The organism is Streptomyces eurocidicus (assembly GCF_002891295.1).
In the GTDB taxonomy this organism is placed as follows: domain Bacteria; phylum Actinomycetota; class Actinomycetes; order Streptomycetales; family Streptomycetaceae; genus Streptomyces; species Streptomyces eurocidicus.
Map to the genome: position 1 here is coordinate 720,565 of NZ_LGUI01000001.1, position 26,473 is coordinate 747,037.

The window sequence follows — 26,473 nt, forward strand, 5'->3', positions numbered from 1 at the left end:
CCTCAAACGAGCTGGTCAGTAAGCGATTCAACAACGACACCCCGTGCCATGATTCCTGCTGTGTCCGATATACGAGACGAAGCCGAGGGAGCCCGCGTCGTGCCCGGTGAGAACCTGACCCGTGAAGAGGCCCGTGAGCGGGCCCGGCTGCTTGCCGTGGACGCCTACGACGTCGCGCTCGACCTGCGCTCCGCGGTAGGAGCGGGGCCCGAGCCCCGGACGTTCCGGTCGGTGACGACGGTCCGGTTCCGGTGCGCCGAACCGGGGGCGGCGACCTTCGCCGACCTGATCGCACCGTCGGTGACCGCCGTCACGCTCAACGGCCGGGAGCTCGACCCCGGGGCCGTCTTCGACGGCGCCCGCCTCGCGCTCGACGCGCTGGAGGCCGAGAACGTCCTGGTCGTCGACGCCCGCTGCGCCTACAGCCGCACCGGCGAGGGGATGCACCGCTTCGTCGACCCCGAGGACGGCGAGGTCTACCTCTACACGCAGTACGAGCCGGCCGACGCCCGCCGGGTCTTCGCCAACTTCGAGCAGCCGGACCTCAAGGCGCCCTTCACCCTCACGGTGACGGCCCCCGACGGCTGGACGGTGCTCGGCAACGGCGAGCGGACCGGCGAGCCCGAGCCCGCCGAGGGCTCCGGCGCCACCTGGCGGTTCGTCCCCACCCTGCCGATCTCCACCTACATCACGGCCGTCGTCGCCGGCCCGTACCACGTGGTCCGCGACCACTACAGCCGCACGTTCGACGACGGCACGGTCCTGGAGATCCCGCTGGCCGCGCTCTGCCGCAAGGGCCTGGCCCGGCACTTCGACGCCGACGACATCTTCACCGTCACCAAGCAGGGCCTGGACTTCTTCCACGACAACTTCGACTACCCGTACCCGTTCGGCAAGTACGACCAGGCGTTCGTCCCCGAGTACAACCTCGGCGCCATGGAGAACCCGGGGTGCGTCACCTTCCGGGAGGAGTTCGTCTTCCGCGGCAAGGTCACGCAGTCGTCGTACGAGCGGCGGGCCAACGTCATCATGCACGAGATGGCGCACATGTGGTTCGGCGACCTGGTCACCATGGAGTGGTGGGACGACCTGTGGCTCAAGGAGTCGTTCGCCGACTTCATGGGCTCCTTCGCGGTGGTCGAGGCGACCCGCTTCGAGAACGCCTGGATCACCTTCGCCAACCAGCGCAAGTCCTGGGCCTACCGCGCCGACCAGCTGCCCTCCACCCACCCGGTCACCGCCGACATCCGGGACCTGGAGGACGCCAAGCTCAACTTCGACGGCATCACCTACGCCAAGGGCGCGTCCGTCCTCAAGCAGCTCGTCGCCTACGTGGGCCGGGACGCCTTCCTGGAGGGCGCCCGCCGCTACTTCAAGCGCCACGCCTACGGCAACACCCGCCTCGGCGACCTGCTGTCGGTGCTGGAGGAGACCTCCGGGCGCGACATGAAGGCGTGGTCCGCCGCCTGGCTGCAGACCGCGGGCGTCAACGCGCTCACGCCGCTGGTGACCTACGACGCGGGCGACCGGATCACCGAGCTGGCGATCCTCCAGGAGGCCGCGGAATCCCACCCGCGGCTGCGCCCGCACCGGGTGGCCGTGGGCCTCTACCGCCGCTCCGAGGCCGACGGGGCGCTGGTGCGCTACGCCCGTGCCGAGGTCGACGTCGACGGCCCCCGTACGGTCGTCGCGGAGCTGGCCGGGGCCGAGCGGCCCGAGCTGGTGCTGGTCAACGACGAGGACCTCACGTACTGCAAGATCCGCTTCGACGAGGGCTCGCTGGCCACCCTGCGCAAGCACCTGGGCGACCTCACCGACCCGCTCGCCCGCGCCCTGTGCTGGTCGGCGCTGTGGAACCTCACCCGCGACGGGCTGATGCCCGCCCGCGACTTCCTGGACCTCGTGGAGCGCTTCGCGGGCGCCGAGACCGAGATCGGCGTCCTCCAGATGGTGCAGACGTGGGCGCGGACCGCTCTCGTCCACTACGCGGCGCCCGGGTCGCGCGCCGGGGCCGGCCGGTCGCTGGCCGGTGCCGCGCTGCGCGAGCTGCGGCTGGCCGAGCCGGGCGGCGGCCACCAGCTGGCGTGGGCGCGGTCCTTCGCCGCCCTCGCCGGCACCGACGCCGACCTCCAGCTGCTGCGCGGGCTGCTGGACGGCTCCGGGAAGATCGACGGGCTGGAGGTCGACCAGGAGCTGCGCTGGGCGTTCCTGGCGACGCTCGCCTCCCGGGGCGCGGCCGACGAGTCGGCGATCACCGCCGAGCTGGCCCGGGACAACACCGCCTCCGGCCGGCGGCACCAGGTGCGCTGCCTGGCCTCGCGGCCGTCCGCCGAGGTCAAGGCCGAGGCGTGGGCGGCCGTCGTGGAGGCCGACACGCTCTCCAACGCGCTGGCCGAGGCCACCATCGCGGGCTTCGACCAGCCGGGGCAGCGGGAGCTGCTGGCGCCGTACGCGCGGCCCTACTTCGAGGTGATCGAGCGGGTGTGGCGCGAGCGGTCCATCGAGATCGGCATGGCCGTGGTCCGCGGCCTGTACCCGGCGCTCCAGGACGACACCCGGACGCTGGACGCCACGGACGCCTGGCTGGCCGGGCACCCGGACGCCGCCCCGGCGCTGCGGCGGCTGGTGCTGGAGGCCCGGGACGACCTGGCGCGGGCGCTGCGGGCGCAGTCCTGCGACGTGGCCGCGGCGGGCTGACCGGCCGGCCGAGGGGGGAGAACGGCGGGACCGTTCTCCCCTCCGGCCGTTCGATCCTCCGGACGTTCAACCCCCCGGCCGTTCAACCCTCCGCCCCGAGAGCGAAGTTGTCCGGATTCTCCTACGGGCCTGTAACAGCGGTTAGGGGGCGGGCGCGGGGCGGGAATGGGGCGGGCATGAACCCCGACACCCCGCTCTCGCCGCGCCCCCTGCACCACCTCTCCGACGTCCGGCACCGGGTCCTGACCTCCCGTCAACTGCGGGAGCACGGGGTGCCGGGGGCGGCCGTGACGGAGCGCTGCCGTCCGGGAGGGCCCTGGCAGCAGCTCCTCCCCGGCGTCTTCCTGCTCCGCACCGGCCCGGCCACCAGCGAGGAGCGGCTGCACGCCGCGCTGCTGTACACCGTGCCCCGCACCCAGGGCCCGCCCGCCCAGCCCGGACCGGGCACGGCCACCGCCGCCGCGCGGGCGGCGGCCGGCGACCCGTACGGCGAGGCGATGATCACCGGGCCGGCCGCGCTGGCCCTGCACCGGTTCACCTCGGTGCCCCCGCTGCTCTCGCTCGACCGCATCGACGTGCTGGTGCCGCGCACCCGCCGGCTGCGGACGACCGGCTTCGTGCGCCTGGTGCGGGCCCCCGCCCTGCCGCAGGCGAGGAGGCTGACGGGCATCCCGGTCGCCCCCGTGCCGCGCGCCGTCGCCGACACGGTGGCCCAGCTGACCGACGCCGCCGCGGTGCGCCGGGTGCTGACCGAGGCGGTGCGCGGCGGGCACTGCGAAGCGGCGGCCGTCGTACGGGAGTTGACGCGGGCCCGGCTGCTGGGGCGGGAGCATGTGACGGAGGCCGTGGACGCGCTGCTGACCGAGAGCCGGGCGGTGGCCGAGGGGCGGCTCTACGACCTGGTGCGCGAGCACCGGCTGCCCGCGCCGCTCTGGAACGTGGACCTCCGGCTGCCCGGCGGGCCGCACCTCGGCCGGGTGGACGCCTTCTGGCCGGAGCACAGCGTGGCGCTGGAGATCGACTCACGGGCCCCGCAGGAGGACGACGAGGCGCTGTGGTCGGAGCAGTACCGCAAGCGGGAGCACCTGGAGCGGCTGGGCATCACGGTCGTGCACGTCACGCCGAAGAAGCTGCGGGACACCCCCGAGCAGCAGGCCGCGGTGGTCCGGACCGCCCTGATGGCGTCGGCCGACCGCGACCCGGCCGCTTATCTCGTCGTCCTGCCCAGGTGAGGGCGGCCCGCCCGGGTGAGAGCCGTGGGCGGTGGGGTGTCCGCGCCCGTCAGCGCCTGGGGAGCAGCAGCTCGGTGTTGCGGTCGCCGGCGGCCCCGGCCAGGGAGCCGTCGGCGCCGGGGGCGTTGAAGGCCAGCTCCCGGTAGAGGGAGGCGAGGCCGCGCTGGGAGAGGTCGCCGAAGTCGGTGCGGTAGGGGGCGGCGGACTCGATGAGGGTGGTGAAGAGCGAGACCGTGCCGTCGTGGTTGTCGGTGACCTCGATGACGCGCGCCAGCTGCGGATAGTCCACATGGGAGGCGGTGGCGATCTCCCAGAAGGTGCCGCGCGGCCGGATGCGGTTGCGGTGGCTGTGGCCGTTGATCCAGGCGAGGACGTTGTTGTGGTTCTGGAGGACGGAGATCAGCTCGTTGCCGTCGTGCCGGTCCTCGCCGGGGCGGGCGGGGTCGGGGGTGAGGTTGTCCATGCTCCAGCTGGGGTGGTGGCTGAAGACGAGCGCGTACTTGTCCTCGTAGCGCTTCAGGGTCCGCTCCAGCCAGCGGATCTGGCCGGTGCCCAGGGAGCCCTGGTAGTGGCCGCCGGGGTCGGTCGAGTCGAGGCTGATGCCGATCACGCGGTCGGAGATCCGGAAGGAGTAGTAGAGGTTGCCCGAGTCGAGGTTGTCGCGGGTGTAGCCGTGGCCCACGGGGCCGCGGCCCTTGTAGCGCGGTTCGAGGTGGGCGGCGACGTACTGGCGGGCGGTGAGCGGGGCGCGGCGGGGGTCGGGGGTGACGGTGCGCATCTCCTTGCGGTGCGCGCGCAGCATCTCCCGGATCCGCTCGCCCTTGGGGTCGACGCCCTTGGCCTCGCCCTCCATCAGCCATTTCGCCTCGGCGGCGGGGATGGTCTGGAGCTTCTTGTTCCCCACGGCGGCGTCCTGGAGGAAGGTTCCGGCAGCGGGGTAGCAGCCGCCGGAGAGCAGGTCGTGGTTGCCGAAGGTGGAGTACCAGGGGATGTCGAGGCCGGGGCTGTCGACCCGGCGGGTGGCGGCGGCGAGGTAGCCGTCGATGCGCGGGAAGCCGAGCTGCTTGTCGTCGTCGCGCAGGGCGGTGTCGGGGTGCCAGTAGAGCTTGAGGCCGCTGTTCTGGACGCCTTCGTAGTGGCGGGGGTCGCCGGTGTTGGGGTTCATCCGGCCGCCGCTGAGGGCGGTGAGGAACCACTCGACCTCGATCCGGGCGTTCTCGTCGCCGTTGTCGCCGGTGGTGATGACGAAGCTCAGCGGGGCGCCGGTGGCGGGGCCGCGGCGCAGCTTGTTGACGCGCTCGACGAGGGAGACGACGCCGGGCAGGGTGAGCGCCTCGTGCGGCCGCCAGGCGCCGGGCTCGCCGGAGCGGAAGAACTCGTAGCGCAGCGGGTGCTGGACGTCGGTCAGGTGGATGTCGGTGAACTGCACGAAGGAGGCCAGGGCGGTGCGCCGGTCCTGGCGGCCGGACTGGGCGTCGGCCAGTTCGGCGCGGACGAGCCGGGGCCAGCCGGGGCCGTCGCCGAGCCGCCGGTAGCCGCCGGTGCCCCGGGGGGCGGCGACCGAGGCGAGGGTGGTGCCGGCCGTGAAAGGAGGCGCCGGGGCGCCCGCGGCGGCCGCGGCGGCGACGTCCTCCGGGCCGGCGGCGCTGGCCGGCCGGTCGGGGCCGAGGGCCAGGCCGATGCCGGTCGCGGTGGTCACGGCACCCGCCGCGGCGAGGAACGTACGGCGGTCGAGGCCGGAGGCGACGGATCTGTCAGATCTGCGATTCATACGGTCTCCCCGAGTGCGAACGCGAAGGGCGAGCGAGCGGCTGTGGCGCGGTGCGGTCCGGGCCGGCGGTGGTTCTGTCACTGAGGATCGTTGGCAGGGCGGATGACCTGGGCGTGAACACGGCCGCAACGGCCGCCGCCGATCACCTCACATCGATCTTGGCGATTGCGAACGGACATATAGCACTCGTCCCCTGGCGGGCTGACGCTCACTCAGCGTTCACTCTCGGGGGGAAGCCCCGGCCGGTCCTGGGGCCACTGGTGTAGTCCGTTTGCTCTACACCCTCTGAGCTGCGGGAATGCCCCTGACCGCTTCACGCCCTTCGGCACGCTTCCTCCCGAGTGGCGGATGGCGGGTTTACGCCATCCTTACGTTCCCTCTCCGACAACTCTCCCCAAACCCCCGTCACTTCCATAAAAGTGATCGGTCATCCGGCTCCGATTTCCGGACGCCCGCAGTTCAGCGGGGCTTTCACGTCAATTCAGCTAGGGATGTCCATGACCCCCGAATCCCCCAACGCGCCGTTCGGCGGCGGCAGACGCGCCGTGCGAATAGCCGTCGCGGCCGGTCTGGTGGCCGCGCTCACCGCCGCGGGCGCCGCGCCCGTGTTCGCCGACGGGCCCACCCCCGGCCCCGGCCCGGTCGCGCCGCCCAACTCGGCCGCCGCCAAGCTCGGTTCGCAGGACGCTTCCCTGCTCGCCGAGGCCAAGGCCGACGGCGACAAGACGGTCACGATGATGATCGCGACCGCGCCGGGCCGGACCGGCCAGGTGACCGAGAAGCTCGAGGCCGTCAAGGGCGCCTCCATCGGCCAGGCGTACGACAAGCTCGGCTATGTCCGGGCCACTGTGCCGACCGCCAAGGCCGACGCCGCGATCGCCGAGGCGCAGAAGCTCGACTCCGTGCACGGCATCGACCTCAAGCAGGAGATACGGCTGCCGGACCCGACGCCCCGGGCCGACTCCGTCCCCGGCGCGCGGGGCGCGAAGGCGGGCGCCTACCCCGCCCCGGGCAAGGACACCCCGGCGAAGAACCCCTACCAGCCGGCCTTCGAGACCGGCGCCGTCGGCTTCGTCCAGGACCACCCCAAGGCCGACGGCCGCGGTGTGACCATCGGCATCCTCGACTCCGGCATCGACCTGGGGCACCCGGCGCTGCAGAAGACCACCACCGGCGAGCGCAAGATCGTCGACTGGGTCACCGCGACCGACCCGCTGGCGGACTCGGACGGCACCTGGCTGCCGATGACCACCGACGCGGCCGGCCCGTCCTTCTCCTTCAACGGCCGCACCTACACCGCGCCGGCCGGCTCGTACCAGGTCTCCCTCTTCCGCGAGAGCGAGACCGCCGGCGGCGACATGAAGGGCGACCTCAACCGCGACGGCGACACCACGGACTCCTGGGCCGTCCTCTACGACAAGGCCAAGGGCACCGTCCGCGTCGACCTGGACGACGACGGGAACTTCGGGAACGACGAGGAGCTGAAGCCCTACAAGGACGGCTTCCAGGTCGCCTACTTCGGCAAGGACAACCCGGACACCCCGATCGCCGAGCGCATCCCCTTCGTCGTGCAGATCCGCAAGGACGTGCCGATGGACCCGAAGGGCGGCGACTGGGTCGGCAAGAAGGCCGACTTCGTCAGCATCGGCGTCATCGAGTCCGAGCACGGCACGCACGTCGCCGGCATCACCGCCGCCAACGGCCTGTTCGGCGGGAAGATGAACGGCGCGGCGCCCGGCGCCAAGCTCGTCTCCTCGCGCGCCTGCACCTGGAGCGGCGGCTGCACCAACGTCGCGCTCACCGAGGGCATGATCGACCTCGTCGTCAACCGCGGCGTCGACATCGTCAACATGTCGATCGGCGGCCTGCCGGCCCTCAACGACGGCAACAACGCCCGCTCCGAGCTCTACACCCGCCTGATCGACACCTACGGCGTCCAGCTGGTGATATCCGCCGGCAACAGCGGCCCCGGCGTCAACACCATCGGCGACCCCGCCCTGGCCGACAAGGTCGTCAGCGTGGGCGCGTCGATCTCCAAGGAGACCTGGGCCGCGAACTACGGCTCCGAGGTGAGCACGAAGTACGCGATGATGCCCTTCTCCTCGCGCGGGCCGCGCGAGGACGGCGGCTTCACGCCGACGCTCACCGCCCCCGGCGCCTCGATCAACACCACGCCGACGTGGGAGCCCGGTGCCCCCGTCAAGGAGTCCGGCTACGACCTGCCGCCCGGCTACGGCATGCTCCAGGGCACCTCGATGGCCTCCCCGCAGGCCACCGGCGCCTCCGCGCTGCTGGTCTCCGCCGCCAAGCAGCAGCGGATGAAGCTCACCCCGGCCGATCTGCGCACGGCGCTGACCAGCACCGCCAAGCAGATCAAGGGCGCACAGGCGTACGAGCAGGGCGCCGGCCTGATCAACATCGAGGACGCCTGGGACGCGCTGCGCGACCGCGCGACCGCCCATGAGTACGCCGTCGAGGCGCCCGTCTCGACCATGCTCTCGGGCCGCCTCAAGAAGCCGGGCTTCGGCACCGGCCTCTACGACCGCGAGGGCGGCCTGAAGGCCGGCGAGACCCGGACGTACGACGTCACGATCACCCGTACCTCCGGCCCGGACAAGGCCGTGTGGCACGAGCTGAAGTGGAAGAACAACGACGGCACCTTCAAGCTGGCCGGCGACGACGAGGTGAAGCTGCCGCTGAACAAGCCCGTGACCGTCAAGGTCAAGGCCAAGGCGAAGACGGGCGGCCTGCACAGCGCGGTCCTCACCGTCGACGACGACCGCACCGAGGGCATCGACAAGCAGATCCTCACGACCGTGGTGGTCGCCGAGCCGCTGACCGGCCCGGCGTACACGGTGGAGAAGTCCGCCAAGGCCACCCGCAACGCGACGACCTCGTACTTCGTGACCGTCCCCAAGGGCGCGAAGTCCCTGGAGGTCTCGATGGGCGGCCTCACCGAGGGCAGCCAGACCCGCTTCATCGCCATCAGCCCCTACGGCGTCCCGGCCGACCCGACCTCCACGGTCAACTGCTACCCGAACTACCCGAACCCGGCGAACACGTGCCGCCCCGACCTGCGCACGTACAAGAACCCGCTGCCGGGCGTCTGGGAGATCGAGGTGGAGTCGCGGCGCACCTCGCCGCTGCTGGAGAACCCGTACACCCTGAAGGTCAAGGCGGACGGCGTCACCGGCTGACTCACCGGTTGACCCCTCTGCCGTCCGGCTGAGGGCGGAGCGGGGCGGGCACACGGTATGGGCGCCCGCCCCGCTTTCCGTTCGACTGCCGCACTGTCGGCGGGAATCCCGCCGGGTGCGGCAGACTGGCGTGAAGCGTGGCCACCGGTGGATACCGAAGGAGACCCAGCTTCGTGAGCGCACAGCCCGTACACCGTCACGATCCCGACGAGCCGCTGTTCCCCATGCCCCCGCTGACGGAGGCGGCGCTGCGCGTGGCCGTCACCACCCTCGACCTGTCCTCCGCCGTACGTTTCGAGCAGGAATTCCACGCGGCCTGGCAGGAAGCCGTACAGACGGACAGCACCGTGCCCATGCACACCTTCCTGCACCGGTGGGGAGTGTTCGTGGCATTGCGCCGCCACCCGGCCCGCGCCGCCAGGCTCTCCGAGCTGGAGAGCGCCGTGGCACGGGCGACCGACCGCGAAGCGGCCAGGGCCCTGTCCTCGGAGATCGCCACCCTGCTGGACGAAGCCGCGCGCGAGGTCACCGGATGACCGACTGGACGTGGGAGTACCTGCCCGACGCCGAGCAGGTGGTCGGCGGTCTCGACCCCGAGGTGAAACAGGACGTCGAACGCCTGGCGAGCAGGCTGGCCGATGCCGCCTCGGTGAAACACCTCGGCGACCCTCGCATCGAGGAGTCGGGGGTCTCACGCCTGCTGGATCACGCGGAGGGCCGCCTCATCGTCTGGTACCAGGAGCACCGCCGCCTGTCCCTGATCTTCGTCGTCCGGGTGCAGCACTGGCCCGCCGATCCCCGGCCGTGATCCCGGCCGCCCCCGTCCCGACCCCCGGACAATCGATTGGACTTTTGGTGCGGGTAGCACCACATGATGGAACTGCGCGGCCGGGGTGACCCGTCCCCGGCAGTGACGGATGTGGTTGCACATGAGCAAGGGAGTCCCCGTGAGGATCGGAATCGTCGGAGCCACCGGCCAGGTCGGCGGAGTAGTGCGCAGGATCCTCGCGGAGCGGGCGTTCCCGGTCACGCAGCTGCGGCTGTTCGCCTCGGCGCGCTCCGCCGGTTCCACGCTGCCGTGGGCGGGCTCCGAGGTCACCGTCGAGGACGCCGCCACCGCCGACTACACCGGCCTGGACATAGTGATCTTCTCGGCCGGCGGCGCCACCTCCCGCGCCCTCGCGGAGAAGGTCGCCGGCCAGGGCGCCGTCGTGATCGACAACTCCTCCGCCTGGCGGATGGACCCCGAGGTCCCGCTGGTCGTCTCCGAGGTGAACCCGCACGCGGTCGCCGACCGCCCCAAGGGCATCATCGCCAACCCGAACTGCACCACGATGGCCGCCATGCCCGTGCTGCGCCCGCTGCACGAGGAGGCCGGCCTCACCGCCCTCGTCGCCACCACCTACCAGGCCGTCTCCGGCTCCGGCGTGGCCGGCGTCGCCGAGCTCGACGGCCAGGTCCGCGCGGTCGCCGACCGGGCCACCGAGCTCACCCACGACGGCGGGGCCGTCGACTTCCCCGAGCCCGGCGTCTACAAGCGCGCCATCGCCTTCAACGTGCTGCCGATGGCCGGCAGCATCGTCGACGACGGCAGCTTCGAGACCGACGAGGAGCAGAAGCTCCGCAACGAGTCCCGCAAGATCCTGGAGATCCCGGAGCTCAAGGTCTCCGGCACCTGTGTGCGCGTGCCGGTCTTCTCCGGCCACTCCCTCCAGGTCAACGCCCGCTTCGCCCGCCCGATCGGCGTCGAGCGCGCCTACGAGCTGCTGAAGGGCGCCCCGGGCGTCGAGCTGTCCGAGATCCCGACCCCGCTCCAGGCGGCCGGCAAGGACGCCTCGTACGTCGGCCGCATCCGCGTCGACGAGACGGTCGAGCACGGCCTCGCGCTGTTCCTCTCCAACGACAACCTCCGCAAGGGCGCGGCGCTCAACGCCGTCCAGATCGCGGAGCTGGTCGCGGCGGAGCTGCGCGGCTGACCCCGGGCGTCACGCGAGTGGGCCGGGCACCCCGAGGGTGCCCGGCCCACTCGCGTCCTGCCGCCCTACCGGCCCGCCGGCCTGCGCACCTCGTAGTGGAAGCAGCCGTACTCCACGGCCCGCACATGGACGAGCGCGACACCGGGGTCCGCGAACGCCTCGCCGAGGGCCCGGCCCACCGCCTCGTCCGCCGCCTCCGGGAGCTCCAGGAGACGGCCGTCGCAGATGCGGCCCGCCGCGTCGTAGTACCGCAGGTTCCGCAGCGCGCCCGGCCGCGCGAAGGGGTAGCCCGTGCCCTCCGCCGGGCCCTCGCACTCCTCGCCGTGGACGAAGACGGGCCCCAGCTCCTCATAGGCCCCGGGCCGGGCCCCCGTCGCGGCCGCCCAGCGGCGCAGCGGGGCGTACGAGACCAGGGCGATCCGCTCGCCCGCCCGGCTCGGCCGCAGACAGCAGCGGAGCGGGGCGTCGCCCTCCGGGTCGGTGTACGGCTCGGCGGGGCGGCCGGCGTCGTCGCGGCGGCGGAGCTGCTCCAGCACGGCCGGGGCGATGGGCAGGACGGCGTACCGGGCGGCCGGAATCCGCCCGTCCGCGCCCCGTGCCGACGCCGCCCGCGCCGTGTCCCGTCCCGCCGTGTCCCTCGCGTGTGTGGTCATGTGCGGCAGCCTGTCCGGATCCGCTGTTTTCTGCTGGCGGAATCCGGTCATCATGCTCTATTTCGATGGCAGAGTTCGATCATGACCCGGATAGCAAAGGGCGGCAATCTGCCCGTACCCGTCGAACTCCTGCACATCGCCGTCAGCTGGCGCGCCGATGCCGGAGCGCCCGACGTGGATCTCTCCGCACTGCTCCTCGGCCCGACCGGCAAGGTCCGCGGCGACGCCGACCTCGTCTTCTACAATCAGCCCGCGCACCCGTCCGGCGCGGTGCGCCACCTGGGCAAGTCCGACGGCGCGGCCGGCGCCCGGGCCGACTGGCTGACCCTGGACCCGGCCCTGGTGGAGCCCGGCGTCGAGCGGATCGTGGTGTCGGCCTCGGCGGACGGCGGCACCTTCGGGCGGGTGCCCGACCTGGACATCCGCGTGGCGACCGCCACCGGCACCGCCGTCGCGTACTTCCCGATCGGCGACGCGACGACCGAGACGGCCTTCGTCTTCGGCGAGTTCTACCGGCGCGCGGGCGGCTGGAAGTTCCGGGCGGTCGGACAGGGCTACGCCGCCGGGCTGGCCGGGCTCGCGACGGACTTCGGCATCGTCGTGGACGGGGCCCCGCAGGACGCCGCGCCACAGCCGCCCGGCATACCTCCCGTACCCGCCCCTCCCATGCCCGCCCCGCCTATGCCCGCAGGGCCGCCCGGCGCCGCGTCGCAGCACCACCCGACCTTCGCACCGCCCGCCGGCGCGGCCCCGGGCTTCCCGGCCTTCGCTCCCGTGGTGCGCCACGGCCGTGGCAACGAGACCCTGACCCTCGACCGGACGCTGCCGCCGGGCCCGGTCCTCCTCCAGGTGGAGACGCGCGACAACATCTCCGTCGGCGTCTCGGACTGCGACGCCTACGGACGCACCGACAACTCACTGCTCTTCTACTACGGCGACGCGCCCCTCTGCGGCCGCACCATCGCCCAGGTCCCCGAGGACCGCCCGCTGACGCTGCGGATCGAGGCCGAGCGGGCCTGGACCCTCGCTGTGCTCCCCGTCGACGCCGCCCGGGAGCTGACCACGGCCCCCGTGCAGGGCCGCGGCCCGGACGTCCTGATCCACCGCGGCGGCCAGGGCGTCGGCTCCTTCGCCCACCGCGGCGAGAGCAACTTCTCGGTCGAACACGTCCCCCACGACCCCGATGCCTGGGGGGATCTGCTCGTCAACGAGATCGGCCGGGTCGACGTCGGCGCCCCGCTGTCCGGCCCGGGGCTGCTGAAGATCGAGGCGGACGGCTCCTGGACGTGCTCGCTCCGCCGCTGATCCCCCTCCCCCGCTGATCCACACCCGTCCGGCCGCCGTGGAAGGATGGCCGGAAAGTCACGATGTCAAGGAGATGCCCAGGTGCCTGGAACGAACCTGACCCGCGAAGAGGCGCAGCGGCGCGCGCGCCTGCTCACCGTCGACTCCTACGAGATCGACCTCGACCTCTCCGGCGCCCAGAAGGGCGGTACGTACCGCTCCGAGACCGTGGTGCGGTTCGAGGCGGCCGAGGCGGCCGAGTCCTTCATCGACCTGGTGGCGCCCGCAGTGCACGAGGTCGTGCTGAACGGGACCGCCCTGGACGCCGCCGAGGTGTTCCGGGACAGCCGCATCGCACTGCCCGGCCTGCTGCCCGGACGCAACGAGCTGAAGGTCGTCGCGGACTGCGCGTACACCAATACGGGTGAGGGCCTGCACCGCTTCGTCGACCCGGTCGACCAGCAGGCGTACCTCTACACGCAGTTCGAGGTGCCGGACGCGCGACGCGTCTTCGCCTCGTTCGAACAGCCCGACCTGAAGGCGACGTTCCGGTTCACTGTGAAGGCGCCGGAGGGCTGGACGGTCATCTCCAACTCGCCCACGCCCGAGCGCCCGGCCGACAACATCTGGCGCTTCGAGCCGACCCAGCGCATCTCCACGTACATCACCGCGCTGATCGCCGGCCCGTACCACAGCGTGCACAGCTCCTACGAGAAGGACGGCCGCAGCATCCCGCTGGGCATCTACTGCCGCCCCTCGCTGGCCGAGTTCCTCGACGCCGACGCGATCTTCGAGGTCACCCGGCAGGGCTTCGAGTGGTTCGAGGAGAAGTTCGCCTACGACTACCCCTTCCCCAAGTACGACCAGCTGTTCGTGCCGGAGTTCAACGCGGGCGCGATGGAGAACGCCGGCGCGGTCACCATCCGCGACCAGTACGTCTTCCGCTCGAAGGTGACGGACGCGGCGTACGAGACGCGGGCCGAGACCATCCTCCACGAGCTGGCCCACATGTGGTTCGGCGACCTGGTCACCATGGAGTGGTGGAACGACCTGTGGCTGAACGAGTCGTTCGCCACCTACACCTCGATCGCCTGCCAGGCCGCGGCGCCGGGCTCGAAGTGGCCCCACTCGTGGACCACCTTCGCCAACTCCATGAAGACCTGGGCCTACCGGCAGGACCAGCTGCCGTCGACCCACCCGATCATGGCGGAGATCCGCGACCTCGACGACGTGCTCGTCAACTTCGACGGCATCACTTACGCCAAGGGCGCGTCGGTCCTCAAGCAGCTCGTCGCCTATGTGGGCGAGGAGGCGTTCTTCCGGGGCGTCCAGACCTACTTCAAGGCGCACGCCTTCGGCAACACCCGGCTGACCGACCTGCTGGGCGCGCTGGAGGACACCTCCGGGCGCGACCTGAAGACCTGGTCGAAGGCGTGGCTGGAGACGGCCGGCATCAACATCCTGCGCCCCGAGATCGAGGTCGACGGAGAGGGCGTCATCACGTCCTTCGCCGTCAAGCAGGAGGCCCCCGCGCTGCCCGCCGGCGCCAAGGGCGAGCCGACGCTGCGCCCGCACCGCATCGCCGTCGGCCTCTACGAGCTCCAGGACGGCAAGCTCGTCCGCACGGACCGCGTGGAGCTGGACGTCGACGGCGAGCTGACGGCCGTCGAGGAGCTCGTCGGCCGCAAGCGCCCGGCGGTCGTCCTCCTCAACGACGACGACCTGTCGTACGCCAAGGTGCGCCTGGACGAGGAGTCGCTGCGGGTCGTCACCGCGCACCTCGGCGACTTCGAGGCGTCGCTGCCGCGCGCCCTGTGCTGGGCCTCGGCCTGGGACATGACCCGCGACGGCGAGCTGGCCACCCGCGACTACCTCGCGCTCGTCCTCTCGGGCGTCGCCAAGGAGTCGGACATCGGCGTCGTCCAGTCCCTCCAGCGGCAGGCGAAGCTCGCCCTGGACCTCTACGCCGCCCCCGACTGGCGCGAGACCGGTCTGGCCCGGTGGACCGAGGCGACGCTGGAGCAGCTGCGCGCGGCGAAGCCGGGCAGCGACCACCAGCTGGCGTGGGCGCGCGCCTTCGCGGCCACCGCCCGCACGGCGGAGCAGCTCGACCTGCTGGCGGCGCTGCTCGACGGCACCCGGGTGATCGAGGGCCTGGCCGTGGACACCGACCTGCGCTGGTCACTGCTGGCGCGCCTCGCGGCGACCGGCCGCGCGGACGAGCAGGCGATCGCGGCGGAGCTGGAGCGCGACAAGACCTCGGCGGGCGAGCGGTACGCCGCCTCGGCGCGGGCCGCGCGGCCGACCGCCGACGCCAAGGCCGAGGCGTGGAAGGCCGTCGTGGACTCCGGCGACCTGCCGAACGCGGTGCAGGAGGCCGTCATCGGCGGCTTCGTCCAGGCCGACCAGCGCGAGCTGCTCGCGCCGTACGCGGAGAAGTACTTCGCCGTCGTGAAGTCGATCTGGGAGTCCCGCAGCCACGAGATCGCCCAGCAGATCGCGGTGGGCCTCTACCCGTCGCTGCTGGTCTCCCAGGAGACGCTGGACGCCACGGACGCCTGGCTGGCCTCGGCCGAGCCGAACGCCGCGCTGCGCCGGCTGGTGACGGAGGCCCGCGCGGGCGTGGAGCGCGCCCTGAAGGCCCAGGGCGCGGACGCGGCCGCCGCCTGACGCCCCTCCTGACACGAGAAAGGTGCCCCCGGCCGTGGGAACGGCCGGGGGCACCCGTGTCTTCGTCCGCGGGCTCAGCCCTGCTCGGCCCGCGCCCGGCGCCGGGCCAGCAGCGCGGCACGGCGCTCGTCGAACCGGGTCGCCTCGCCGTCCAGGCCGTTCATGAACAGGCCGAGCTCCTCCTGGGCGCGCAGACCGTCCGGGCCCAGCCCGCCGATCTCCAGGACCTTGAGGAAGCGGAGGACGGGCTGGAGCACGTCGTCGTGGTGGATGCGCAGGTTGTAGATCCCGCCGATGGCCATCTGGGCGGCCGCCCGCTCGAAGCCGGGGATGCCGTGGCCGGGCATCCGGAAGCCGACGACGACGTCGCGCACCGCGGCCATGGTCTGGTCGGGCGCCAGCTCGAAAGCCTTGCCGAGCAGGTTGCGGTAGAAGACCATGTGCAGGTTCTCGTCGGTGGCGATCCGGGCGAGCATGCGCTCGCAGACCGGGTCGCCGGAGTGCTTGCCGGTGTTCCGGTGCGAGATGCGGGTGGCCAGCTCCTGGAAGGCCACGTAGGCGACCGAGTGCAGCATGCTGTGCCGGTTGTCGGACTCGAAGCCCTCCGACATGTGCTGCATCCGGAACCGCTCCAGCGCCACCGGGTCCACGGCCCGCGACGTCAGCAGGTAGTCCCGCATGACGATGCCGTGCCGGCCCTCCTCCGCCGTCCAGCGGTGCACCCAGGTGCCCCAGGCGCCGTCGCGCCCGAAGAGGGACGCGATCTCATGGTGGTAGCTGGGGAGATTGTCCTCGGTCAGCAGATTGACGACCAGGGCGGTGCGCCCGATGTCGGTCACCTTGGACTGCTCCGGCGCCCACGCCTCGCCGCCCATCACACCGTCGAAGTCGCGCCCGTCGCTCCAGGGCACGTACTCGTGCGGCATCCACTCCTTGGCGACCTTCAGATGCCGGTTGATCTCGGTCTCGACGACCTCTTCCAGCGCGTACAGCAGGCGGCTGTCGCTCCATACGGCCCGAGCGTGGTGACGGAGGGGGGCGACGGTCACAGACAGCTCCTGAGGGGGATGATCTTACTTACGGCTCCGTAGGTTACGACACCGTAGGTTAAGTGGGCCGTAAACACCAAACACTCCAGGTGGCGGGGATACCACTCGGCCCCCGCAACCGTGCGTGGCGGGTGCGGGGGCCGGGTTCCCGGTCATCCAGCCGGGCGGCCGGTCACCGAGCGGAGTCGGGGACGGGCGCGCCGGACGGGGAAGGAGGTACGGGAGCGGTCACAGCTCCTGGGCCACGTGGTGGACGAGCTTGCGCGACTCCTCGGGCCGGAGGGCGATCCCCGCCAGGGAGTCGAACAGCTCGCGGTACATGGCCACCAGGGCGTACGCGTCGACGAAGCCGCCGCCGAAGGCGCTGTCGATCTGCACGGTGTCCAGCTCCGGCAGCGGGCCCACCGCGTAGAGCATCGACTGGGCGGTGCCGATGAGGCCGTCCACGTCGAAGGGGATCACCCGAAGGGTGACGTGCGGCCAGCCCGCGGCCTCCGTGAGGAACTCCAGCTGCGCCCGCTGGACGGCGCGGCCGCCGTAGCGCATCCGCAGGGCGGCCTCGTGGACCACCACCTCCGTCTCCGGCGCCGGGGTGCGCGCGAAGACCCGGCGGCGGCCGACGCGGTGCGCGACGCGGGCGCACAGCTCCCGTTCCGGAAGCCTCGGCCGGGCGCTGCCGAAGACCACCCGGGCGTACTCCTCCGTCTGGAAGATCCCCGGCACATGGGTGAGCTGCATCAGCCGCAGGGCGGTGGCGTGGTGCTCCAGCTCCGAGACATCGAGGAAGCCGGGCGACAGGACGCCCCGGAACTCCTCCCACCAGCCGCGCCCGCGCTCCTCGGCCATCGCGCACAACGCGCCGACCAGCCGCTCGTCACCCGCTCTGTAGTGCGCGGCGAGCCGGCGCACCCGCTCGGCGCTCACGCCCCAGCGCCCGGCCTCGATATGGCCGATGCCCGCCGCGCCGCCGCCGATCAGGGCCCCGGCCTCCCCCGCGGGCATCCCGGACGCCTCCCGCAGCTTCCGCAGCTCGGCGCCTAATCGGGCCTGGCGTGCCGTCGGGTTGCTTCTCGGTGGCATGGGTACGGCCCTCCGCTTCGACGCCCATGGGTCTCCCCGGCCACCCTCCCACAGGTGCGCGCACCCGGAGGCGGGCTCGGCGGGGAGACCGCACGGGTGTGTGGTGCGGGGGACGGGCCTGCGGGGCGGGTACCCGGCGGCCGGTCCCGGAAACGGCCCTGGGAGCAACCCCGGAGACGGTCCCGGAAACAGCGCCGCCCGGCGCCCCTGGTCCTTACGGATCGAGGGGGCCGGGCGGAAGGGCTCGTGTCAGCGGCGAACGGTGTCAGCGCGTACGCGGGTGGTGGGTGTTGTGTCCGTGCGTGGCGGGGTTGTCCGAGCCGCGCGCGGCGACCATGGTGATGCCCGCGATGACCAGGAACAGCACGATCGGAGCGGCGACGTAGAGGCCGAGCGTGTTGATCACGCTCAGGCCCGGACCCGGGTCGTCGCCGTCGTCGCGGGTGAGCGCGAACGCGGGGGACGACATCAGCAGCATCAGCATCGTGCCGGTGGCGATGGCACCGGCACGCACGGCGTTCTTGTTGACCTTATTGCTCACGGGCTCAACGTATCGGACCGCCGCGCGCCCCGCGCGCCCGGGGTGGCCTATCGGCGGCCTGCCGCCGGGCACCGACCGCCTCCATCAGCGCGTGCAGCCGTGGCGAGACGGTCAGCTCCTCCAGCGGCACGGGCCGTCCCGAGGCGTCGGCGAGCGGCAGCCGCCAGTTCGGGTACTGGTCCCAGGTGCCCGGCAAGTTCTGCGGACGGCGGTCCCCGACCGTGTCCGGGAGCCAGACGCCGGTCATCCGGGCGGGGGTCATCAGGAGATAGCGGTGGACGGCCCGGACCGCGTCCTCCTCACCGTAAGGACCGTCGGGAAGCAGGCCCAGGCGGCCGAAGAGGGCGAGCCACTCCGCGACCTCCCGGGCGTCCTCGCGCTGCTCCTCGGCGAGCGGCCGGCCGAGCAGGCCCAGGCGGTGGCGCAGCTCCACATGGTCGCCGGTGAGCCGGGCGGCGGTGCTCGGCAGGTCGTGGGTGGTGGCGGTGGCCAGGCACTCGGTGCGCCAGCGGGCGGGCTCCAGCGGCTCCGCCCGGCCGTCACCCGCCGCCCAGTCCCGCTCGAACCACAGGACCGAGGTGCCGAGCACCCCGCGCTCGGCGAGCGCCTCGCGGACGCCCGGCCCGACCGTGCCCAGGTCCTCGCCCACCACGGCGGCGTTCGCGCGGTGGGCCTCCAGGGCGAGGACGCCGAGCATGGCCTCCGGGTCGTAGCGGACGTAGGTGCCCTGGGCCGGCTCCTTGCCCTGCGGCACCCACCACAGCCGGAAGAGGCCCATCACATGGTCGATGCGCAGGGCTCCGGCGTGCCGCAGCAGGGCGCGCAGGAGGTCGCGGTACGGGCCGTAGCCGGTGGCCTCCAGGGCGTCGGGGCGCCAGGGCGGCAGACCCCAGTCCTGGCCCCGGGAGTTGAAGGCGTCGGGGGGCGCGCCGACGGACATGCCGGCGGCGAAGGCGTCCTGCTGGGCCCAGGCGTCGGCGCCCGAGGGGTGCACGCCGACGGCCAGGTCGTGGACGAGGCCGACGCGCATGCCCGCCTCCCGGGCGGCCCGCTGGGCGGCGGCCAGTTGCTGGTCGGTGAGCCAGGCGAGCCAGCAGTGGAAGTCGACGCGGTCGAGGAGCTCGCCGCGGGCCTGGGCGGTGCGGGCGGAGCGGGGGTCCTTCAGGCCGCCGGGCCAGGAGCGCCAGTCGGGGCCGTGCGCCTCGGCGAGGGCGCACCAGGTGGAGTGGTCGTCGAGGGCCTGGCCCTGGCCGGCGAGGAAGGCGTCGTAGGCGGCCCGCCGGCCGGGGGACAGCGGGACGGCGCGGACGAGCTCCAGGGCGCGGCGCTTGAGGGCCCAGACGGCGTCCCGGTCGATGAGCTCGCCCTTGGTCAGGACGGCGTCGCGCAGGGCGGCGGCCCGGGTCAGCAGCCGGTCGGCGGCGTCCCGGCGGGCCCCGGTGAGGTAGGCGAACTCGGCGACGTCCTCGACGCGCAGGTGCACGGGGTCGGGGAAACGGCGGGAGGAGGGCCGGTACGGCGAGGGGTCGGTGGGGGCGCCTCCGGTGCCCGGCACGGCCGCGTGCAGGGGGTTGACCTGCACGAAGTCGGAGCCGAAGGCGCGGCCGGACCAGGCGGCGAGCTCCGCCAGGTCGCCGAGGTCGCCCATGCCCCAGGAGCGGGCGGACAGCAGGGAGTACAGCTGCACGAGGAAGCCGTGGCCGCGCTCGGGGGGCGCGGGCAGCCGGTGGGGCGCGACGATCAGCGAGGCGGTGGCGGCGCGGCCGTCGGGGGCGTGGGCGCGCAGCAGGTGGCGGCCGAACGGGAGCTCCCGGGCGGCGGCGTCCCCGTACGCCCACGGGAGGCTGTCGCCGTCCTCCGTGTCGACGCGCAGGGTGGTGCCCTCGGGGAGTGCGTCCAGCGCGGGCGCCGTCCCGCGCGCCTCTCCGGTGGCTCCCGACCGGAGCACCACCGTGGCCGGGAGCAGTCGCCGCCGCTCCGCCCGGGCGTGGGCCTCCAGGGCGTCCCGGACGGCGCGGGGGGTGGAGGCGTCGACGCCGAGCGCGGCGAGGACCGCGACGACGGTGTCCTCGGGCACCGGCGCGCCGGTGCCGGGCGAGGGCTCGTGGGAGGTGGCGACGCCGTGCAGGGCGGCGAGCCGCGCTCGGCCCATTCAGACCTCCGTGTGCTCCGTGCCGGATGCCGCGACCACGGCCGGTTCGCTGGTGAGGGGCGGTTCGGTGGTGAGCGGGGGCTCGCTGGTGAGCGGGGTGGCGTCGGCGAGGGGCGGCTCGCTCGTCAGCGGGGCGTCCGCGGGGCCGGGCAGGCAGGCGGCGGGTGTGAGGCCGGAGAGCAGGAGTTGAGCGGACGCGGCCACGGGGGCCTCCTGGGATGACGGCAGTGGGTCACGTCTGCCCTACCCACTCACGGCGGGCCCAGACGTACGGATGCCGAGAAGCGGACTTTGGGACGGAAGTCCAGGTGACACCCCATCTTTGGCCCTTTCTGCACCCTTCGAAACTACGTCCACACGCCGACGCGCCGGGCAATACAGGCACTTCGGTCACGTCCGTTGACACGTCCATCCGCTGGTGATGGGCTCGACCTCCGGCTGGGCTCGGCGCGGGGCTCCGCGGCGGGCTCCGGCGAAGGGGCCGGCGGGAACCGGCAGGGGCCGCCCGCCGGGGACGGGCGGCGCCCCTCAGCGACCAGCAGGGACCAGCGGGACATCCGAGGGCGAGGAGACGGCCGTGCACTTCCGGGGCGACGACACCTCTCCCGCTTCTCCCGCCGTCCCCCGCCCCCCGTATCTCCCCCACCCCCGCCGGGCCGGCGTCACCGTGCTGGCCGCCGCGCTGCTCGGCGGGCTGCTCGGCGGCTCCCCCGGCGCCCTCGCCGCCCCCCGCCCGGACGGCACCGCGGCGACCGTCCCCGACCGCGAGGGCGAGACCGCCCTGCCCCCGGTCTGGCCGCGGCCGCAGAGCGCCCGCGCCAGGGGCCCGTACGCCCGGATCGGTGACGAGGTCACCGTGATGGCCGACCCCGGCACCGACCCCTACGCGATCGAGGCCCTCCGCGGCATCCTGCGCGGCCTCGGCGCCCGCACGGTCGTCGACGCCGCACCGGGCGGCACCCCGCCGCCCAGTGGGCTCATCGTCTACGCGGGGGGACAGGCCGCCGAGAACGCCCTGCGGGCCCTCGGCGCGCCCGCCGCCGGCGACCTGCCCCGGGGCGGCTACCGCCTGGCGACCGGAGAGGTCGACGGCCGGCCCACGGCGGGCCTGGCCGGCGCCGGTGAGGACGGGCTGTTCCACGCCGCGCAGACGCTGCGGCAGCTCGCCGTGGACACCGGCGATCCCGCCGGCGGCCGCGCGTTCGCCGGCGCCGTGGTGCGGGACTGGCCGGGCGCCGCGGTGCGCGGGCTCACCGAGGGCTTCTACGGCACGCCCTGGTCGCAGGAACAGCGGCTGGCGCAGCTCGACTTCATGGGCCGCACCAAGCAGAACCGCTATCTGTACGCGCCCGGCGAGGACCCCTACCGCCAGGCACGCTGGCGCGCCCCCTATCCCGCCGGGGCGCGCGCCGACTTCCGCGCCCTGGCCGAGCGCGCCCGCCGCAACCACGTGACCCTCGGCTGGGCGGTCGCGCCGGGGCAGTCGATGTGCTTCTCCTCCGCCGAGGACCTGCGGGACCTCAAGCGGAAGGTCGACGGGATGTGGGCGCTGGGCGTCCGCGCCTTCCAGTTGCAGTTCCAGGACGTGAGCTACAGCGAGTGGCACTGCGACGCGGACGCCGAGGAGTTCGGGCGCGGGCCCAGGGCCGCGGCGAAGGCGCAGGCGAAGGTCGCGGGGGCGCTGGCCGCGCACCTGGCGGCCAAGGGCGCCGCGGCCGCCCCGCTGTCGCTGCTGCCCACGGAGTACTACCAGGACGGGGGGACGGCCTTCCGGCGGGCCCTCGCGGACGCGCTGGACCCCCGGGTGGAGGTGGCCTGGACCGGCGTCGGGGTGGTGCCCAAGACCATCACCGGCGGTGAACTGGCCGACGCCCGCGCCGCCTTCGGGCACCCGCTGGTGACGATGGACAACTACCCGGTCAACGATTTCGCGCAGGACCGTATCTTCCTGGGGCCCTACACCGGCCGGGAGCCCGCCGTGGCGACCGGTTCGGCGGCCCTGCTGGCCAACGCCTCCGCCCAGCCGACCGCGGCCCGGATCCCCCTGTTCACCGCCGCCGACTACGCCTGGAACCCCCGTGGTTACCGCCCGCAGGAATCCTGGCGGGCGGCCGTCGACGACCTGGCGGGCCCGGACGCCCCGGCCCGCGAGGCGCTGCGCGCGCTGGCGGGCAACGACGCCTCCTCGGTGCTGGGGAGCGACGAGTCGGCGTATCTGCGGCCGCTCCTGGACGGCTTCCTGGAGGCGCTCTCGGGCACGGACCAGGCCCGGGTCACCGAGGCGGCCGACCGGCTGCGCGCCGCGTTCCGCACGATGCGGGAGGCGCCCGAGCGGCTGGCGCGGACGCTGGACGGCTTCGAGGACGAGGTGGGGCCCTGGCTGGCGCAGCTGGCGCTGCACGGCGAGGCGGGCGGCCGGGCGGTGGACATGCTGACCGCCCAGGCGCGCGGCGACGGCGGGGCGGCCTGGCGGGCCCAGCTCGACGTGCAGCGGCTGCGCGAGCGGATCGTGTCCGGCCGGGCGACGGTCGGCAAGGGCGTCCTCACCCCCTTCCTGGACCAGGCCCTGGCCCGCGCGAACGGCTGGACGGGCGTGGACCGGCCGGTGCGCGGCGCCGGGCTGTCCACCGACGGCGACCCGGTCACGAAGGTGACGCCCGCGCCGGGCGGCCCGCTGACCGTAAGGCTGCCGCGGGCCCGCCCGCTGACGGCCGTCACCGTGCTGACCGCGCCCTCCGCCGGGGTGCGCGGCCGGGTCGAGGCGCACGACCCCGCCCGGGGCTGGCAGCAGCTGGGGACGGTGTCGGACAGCGGCTGGACGCAGGCGGCGGGCAAGGGGCTGCGAGCGGACGCGCTGCGGCTGGTGTGGACCGGTGGCGGTACGCCGCCCGACGTGCACGAGATCACCCCGTGGTTCGCGGACACGCCCTCGGCCGACTTCGAGCTCACCGACGAGGACGCGGACGCGGAGATCGGCGGCCGGCCGGCGGCCGCGACCGCCCGGATGATCAACCGGCGGCCGGAGCCGGTCCGCGAGAAGCTGACCGTAAGGGCGCCGGCGGGGGTCGTCGTGAAGGCCCCGGCGGAGCTGACGGTGGCGCGCGGCGGCGTGGCCACGGCCCGGATCGAGCTGTCGGTGCCCGCGGGCGGCGCGGCCCGGACGTTCACGGTGCCGGTGCTCCTGGGCGACCAGGAGCGGACGCTGACCGTAAGGGCGTACCCGGCGACGGACGGGCCGGACCTGGCGCGCGGCGCGCGGGCGAGCTCCTCCGGTGACGAGGGGGCGCGCTTCCCGGCCTCGGCGGCCGTCGACGGCGACCCCCGGACGCGCTGGTCCTCACGGCCGGTGGACGACGCCTGGTGGCAGCTGGAGCTGGCACGCCCGGCCCGGCTGGGGCGGCTGGTGCTGCACTGGCAGGACGCGCACCCCTCCCGCTACCGGGTGCAGGTCTCGCCGGACGGGCGCACCTGGCGGGACGCGGCGGTGGTGGCCACGGGCCGGGGCGGGGTGGAGACGGTCCGGATGGACGCCCCGGACGCCCGGTTCGTCCGGGTCCAGGGCGAGCGGCGGGCGACGGGGTTCGGCTACTCGCTGTGGGCGGTGGAGGCGTACGCGGTGCGGGACGCGGGCGCGGCGAAGCCCTGAGGCCGGCCCGGGACCGGGCCCCCGCCGCATCCGCGCGTGCTCACACGCCGATACGACGACGGCCCGGTCGACTCAGGCGGAAATGCCGTCGATCCGGGCCATCGCGTCCTCCGCGCCGAATGCCTCCAGATAAGGCAGCCAGCGCGGATCCCTATGCCCCGTGCCGATGATGCGCCACGCCAGTCCGGACGGCGGGGCCGGCTGATGGCGCAACCGCCAGCCCAGCTCGGCGACGTGCCGGTCGGCCTTGACGTGATTGCAGCGGCGGCATGCCGCCACCACGTTCTCCCAGGCGTGCTGTCCGCCGCGACTGCGCGGGACGACGTGGTCGACGCTGGTTGCGACGCCACCGCAGTACGCGCAGCGTCCGCCGTCGCGGGCGAACAGGGCACGGCGGGTGAGTGGAACGGGCCCCCGAAAGGGCACCCGCACGAAGCGCTTCAGCCGGACGACGCTGGGTGCGGGGACGGTGCAGGTCGCGCTGTGCATATAGGCGCCGGAGTCCTCAAGGCTGATCGCCTTTTCGTTGAGGACGAGTATGAGCGCGCGGCGGAGCGGTACGACGCCGAGCGGCTCGTACGACGCATTGAGGACCAGGACATGCGGCACGGGTGCCTCCTTGTACGCCGGCGGCGCGTGGCTCGCGCCGGGACGATCTCCTGCAAGTGTCCCCCGGCCCCTGGTCGGAGCGCCACCATCACCAGGTAACGGGCCACGGGTGTTTTGGAACACACCGTGTTCATCCCCCGCCCAAGACCTGTCCCATCTCGAACAGAGCTGCGGAGGATCTTCGCTGCCCCGTTAGTGTGGTGAGTCTGCCCGCGCCGCCCCTCGCCGCGGGCGTGTCTCATACGGAGGGTTCCTGCTGTGTTCTGGTCCGCTGCCCTGGCCGCCGACTCGACGCCCCGCCCCACCTCGCTCGACGAGGCACAACGGACGGCGAACGACGCCGCGGGCTGGGTGGAGGAGAACTGGTCCATCTGGCTCAGCAACGGTCTCCGCATGATCCTCATCGTGGTGATCGCGATCGTGATGCGTTCGCTGATCCGCCGCGCCATCACCAAGCTGATAGCGCGGATGAACCGCACCGCGCAGGCCGTCGACGGCACGGCGCTGGGTGGACTGCTCGTCAACGCCGAACGACGCCGGCAGCGCTCGGAGGCCATCGGCTCCGTGCTGCGCAGCGTCGCCTCGTTCCTGATCATGGGGACGGCCGCGCTCACCGTGCTGTCCGTGCTCCAGATCAATCTGGCCCCGCTGCTCGCGAGCGCGGGTGTGGCGGGTGTGGCGATAGGTTTCGGCGCCCGCAATCTGGTCACGGACTTCCTGTCCGGCGTCTTCATGATCCTGGAGGACCAGTACGGCGTCGGTGACGAGGTCGACGCCGGGGTCGCCACCGGCACGGTCATCGAGGTCGGGCTGCGTGTGACCAAGCTGCGCGGCGCCAACGGCGCCATCTGGTACGTGCGCAACGGCGAGGTCAAGCGCATCGGCAACCTCAGCCAGGGCTGGGCCACGGCCGGTGTCGACATCCAGGTCCGCTCGGACGAGGACCTGGACCGGGTGCGCGGGGTGATCGAGCGCGTCGGCGAGGAGATGCACAAGGAAGAGCCCTGGAACGAGCGGCTGTGGGAGCCGGTCGAGGTGCTCGGCCTGGACGCGGTCTACCTCGACTCGGCGGTCATCCGGGTGTCGGCGAAGACCATGCCGGGCGTGGCGCTCGGCGTGGAGCGCGAGCTGCGCTGGCGGATCAAGCGGGCGCTGGACGCGGAGGGCATCCGCATCGTGGGCCGCCCGGCGGACGCGGAGCTGGAGACGGCGACCCCGGCCGACCCGGCCTCGGCCGTCGCGGCCCCCTCCGCGCTGGCGAACCCGACGTCCCCGCAGTCGCAGGCGACGACCCCGATACCGCCCGTGCAGACGGTGCCGGGGCCGGCGCTCGGCAAGTGAGGGTACGGCGGGCGGACCCTCAGACCACCGGCGCGGCCGTCGTCCGGAACACCTTGTCCAGGAAGTCGTCGAGGTTCACGGCCATCCGCGTGAGCCGCTCCTCCTCGGTGAGCGACTCCTGGTACCGGGCCGTGAGCAGCGGCTTCCGCTTGCCTCGTACGTAGAGGGGGCAGGCGAGGTCGGCGCACATATAGGCGCCGACGGTGTTGCCGTCGCGGCCGGACGGGCCGACCTTGCGGGCGGCGAGCAGGGAGACGCCCGAGGCCACGTGCCCGGTCAGGCAGATCGAGCAGATCGACGACTTCATCATGCTCCGGGGCCCGCTCTGCGGGACGCGCAGCGTGATGCCGACGAGCTTTCCGGCCCGCTCGGCGACGACATAGCCCCGGTCGGGGGCGCCGGGGTCCCGCCAGCCCAGGAAGTCCAGGTCCGCCCAGGGGAGCTCGGCCAGCCCCCGGGGCAGGGAGATCCTGCTCGCCTCACCCTTCGAGCAGTTCACGAAGGAGGCGCGGATCTCTTTGTCACTCAGCGGTTCCATGGGTCATGAAGCTAACAGCGGGACAAGCCGGACGTCG

At 73.3% G+C, this 26,473-nt stretch carries 18 protein-coding genes and 1 pseudogene; 10 read left to right on the forward strand and 9 right to left on the reverse strand.

Features of this window, described 5'->3' with window-relative positions:
• The first annotated feature begins 99 nt into the window (after positions 1 to 99).
• Positions 100 to 2,697 carry an aminopeptidase N gene (pepN, locus tag AF335_RS03190; RefSeq protein ID WP_102916678.1) on the forward strand — a complete coding sequence of 866 codons (2,598 nt, stop codon included), beginning with the start codon at positions 100 to 102 and terminating at the stop codon, positions 2,695 to 2,697.
• A 176-nt stretch (positions 2,698 to 2,873) separates the two neighbouring features.
• The gene (locus AF335_RS03195; RefSeq protein WP_102916679.1) at positions 2,874 to 3,929 is read left to right on the forward strand and encodes a hypothetical protein; all 1,056 of its coding nucleotides are present in this window, start codon (positions 2,874 to 2,876) and stop codon (positions 3,927 to 3,929) included.
• Between the two features lie 49 nt (positions 3,930 to 3,978).
• Here AF335_RS03195 and AF335_RS03200 read toward each other — a convergent pair whose 3' ends face one another.
• Entirely contained in the window at positions 3,979 to 5,700 is a 1,722-nt protein-coding gene (locus tag AF335_RS03200) for a TIGR03767 family metallophosphoesterase (protein ID WP_102916680.1), read from the reverse strand.
• A 497-nt stretch (positions 5,701 to 6,197) separates the two neighbouring features.
• Here AF335_RS03200 and AF335_RS03205 point away from each other — a divergent pair.
• The 4 genes and pseudogenes from AF335_RS03205 to AF335_RS03220 all read left to right on the forward strand — a co-directional run.
• Positions 6,198 to 8,885, forward strand: a pseudogene (locus AF335_RS03205) (S8 family serine peptidase); the annotation flags it as partial.
• A gap of 185 nt (positions 8,886 to 9,070) precedes the next feature.
• Positions 9,071 to 9,433, forward strand: coding sequence for a hypothetical protein (locus AF335_RS03210; RefSeq protein WP_244926889.1), 363 nt, complete (start codon positions 9,071 to 9,073; stop codon positions 9,431 to 9,433).
• On the forward strand, positions 9,430 to 9,705 hold the full coding sequence (locus tag AF335_RS03215) for a hypothetical protein (protein WP_102916681.1): 276 nt from the start codon (positions 9,430 to 9,432) through the stop codon (positions 9,703 to 9,705). Before AF335_RS03210 ends, AF335_RS03215 begins: the two co-directional genes overlap by 4 nt.
• A 139-nt stretch (positions 9,706 to 9,844) precedes the next feature.
• Positions 9,845 to 10,873, forward strand: coding sequence for an aspartate-semialdehyde dehydrogenase (locus AF335_RS03220; protein WP_102917016.1), 1,029 nt, complete (start codon positions 9,845 to 9,847; stop codon positions 10,871 to 10,873).
• Positions 10,874 to 10,938: 65 nt separating this feature from the next.
• On the opposite strand, the gene AF335_RS03225 is transcribed toward AF335_RS03220, so the two are convergent.
• Complete coding sequence (locus AF335_RS03225; RefSeq protein ID WP_376697787.1) at positions 10,939 to 11,535, reverse strand: DUF1203 domain-containing protein; 597 nt, start codon at positions 11,533 to 11,535, stop codon at positions 10,939 to 10,941.
• Positions 11,536 to 11,607: 72 nt separating this feature from the next.
• On the opposite strand from AF335_RS03225, the gene AF335_RS03230 reads away from it, so the two are divergent.
• Together AF335_RS03230 and pepN (AF335_RS03235) are read left to right on the forward strand one after the other, a co-directional pair.
• Positions 11,608 to 12,831, forward strand: a complete 1,224-nt coding sequence (locus AF335_RS03230) for a TerD family protein (protein WP_102916683.1) — start codon at positions 11,608 to 11,610, stop codon at positions 12,829 to 12,831.
• Positions 12,832 to 12,912: 81 nt separating this feature from the next.
• On the forward strand, positions 12,913 to 15,480 hold the full coding sequence (gene pepN / locus AF335_RS03235) for an aminopeptidase N (protein ID WP_102916684.1): 2,568 nt from the start codon (positions 12,913 to 12,915) through the stop codon (positions 15,478 to 15,480).
• Between the two features lie 74 nt (positions 15,481 to 15,554).
• Here pepN (AF335_RS03235) and AF335_RS03240 read toward each other — a convergent pair whose 3' ends face one another.
• The 5 genes from AF335_RS03240 to AF335_RS03260 form a co-directional block, all read right to left on the reverse strand.
• Positions 15,555 to 16,529 (reverse strand): acyl-ACP desaturase, encoded by a 975-nt coding sequence (locus AF335_RS03240; RefSeq protein WP_102916685.1) that lies wholly within the window; start codon positions 16,527 to 16,529, stop codon positions 15,555 to 15,557.
• Between the two features lie 228 nt (positions 16,530 to 16,757).
• Positions 16,758 to 17,609 carry a DUF5753 domain-containing protein gene (locus AF335_RS03245; RefSeq protein ID WP_102916686.1) on the reverse strand — a complete coding sequence of 284 codons (852 nt, stop codon included), beginning with the start codon at positions 17,607 to 17,609 and terminating at the stop codon, positions 16,758 to 16,760.
• 265 nt (positions 17,610 to 17,874) lie between these two features.
• On the reverse strand, positions 17,875 to 18,093 hold the full coding sequence (locus tag AF335_RS03250) for a hypothetical protein (RefSeq protein WP_102917017.1): 219 nt from the start codon (positions 18,091 to 18,093) through the stop codon (positions 17,875 to 17,877).
• 61 nt (positions 18,094 to 18,154) lie between these two features.
• Positions 18,155 to 20,302, reverse strand: a complete 2,148-nt coding sequence (gene malQ / locus AF335_RS03255; protein WP_102916687.1) for a 4-alpha-glucanotransferase — start codon at positions 20,300 to 20,302, stop codon at positions 18,155 to 18,157.
• Positions 20,303 to 20,506 carry a hypothetical protein gene (locus AF335_RS03260; RefSeq protein WP_102916688.1) on the reverse strand — a complete coding sequence of 68 codons (204 nt, stop codon included), beginning with the start codon at positions 20,504 to 20,506 and terminating at the stop codon, positions 20,303 to 20,305.
• Positions 20,507 to 20,723: 217 nt separating this feature from the next.
• On the opposite strand from AF335_RS03260, the gene AF335_RS03265 reads away from it, so the two are divergent.
• Positions 20,724 to 23,948, forward strand: coding sequence for a beta-N-acetylglucosaminidase domain-containing protein (locus tag AF335_RS03265; RefSeq protein ID WP_102916689.1), 3,225 nt, complete (start codon positions 20,724 to 20,726; stop codon positions 23,946 to 23,948).
• Between the two features lie 72 nt (positions 23,949 to 24,020).
• On the opposite strand, the gene AF335_RS03270 is transcribed toward AF335_RS03265, so the two are convergent.
• Positions 24,021 to 24,557: an HNH endonuclease gene (locus AF335_RS03270; protein WP_087928093.1), complete on the reverse strand. Its 537-nt coding sequence runs from the start codon at positions 24,555 to 24,557 to the stop codon at positions 24,021 to 24,023.
• A 258-nt stretch (positions 24,558 to 24,815) separates the two neighbouring features.
• Here AF335_RS03270 and AF335_RS03275 point away from each other — a divergent pair, with 258 nt between their 5' ends.
• Positions 24,816 to 25,898, forward strand: a complete 1,083-nt coding sequence (locus AF335_RS03275; protein WP_102916690.1) for a mechanosensitive ion channel family protein — start codon at positions 24,816 to 24,818, stop codon at positions 25,896 to 25,898.
• 19 nt (positions 25,899 to 25,917) lie between these two features.
• Here AF335_RS03275 and AF335_RS03280 read toward each other — a convergent pair whose 3' ends face one another.
• Positions 25,918 to 26,436, reverse strand: coding sequence for an FBP domain-containing protein (locus AF335_RS03280; protein WP_102916691.1), 519 nt, complete (start codon positions 26,434 to 26,436; stop codon positions 25,918 to 25,920).
• Positions 26,437 to 26,473 lie beyond the last annotated feature (37 nt).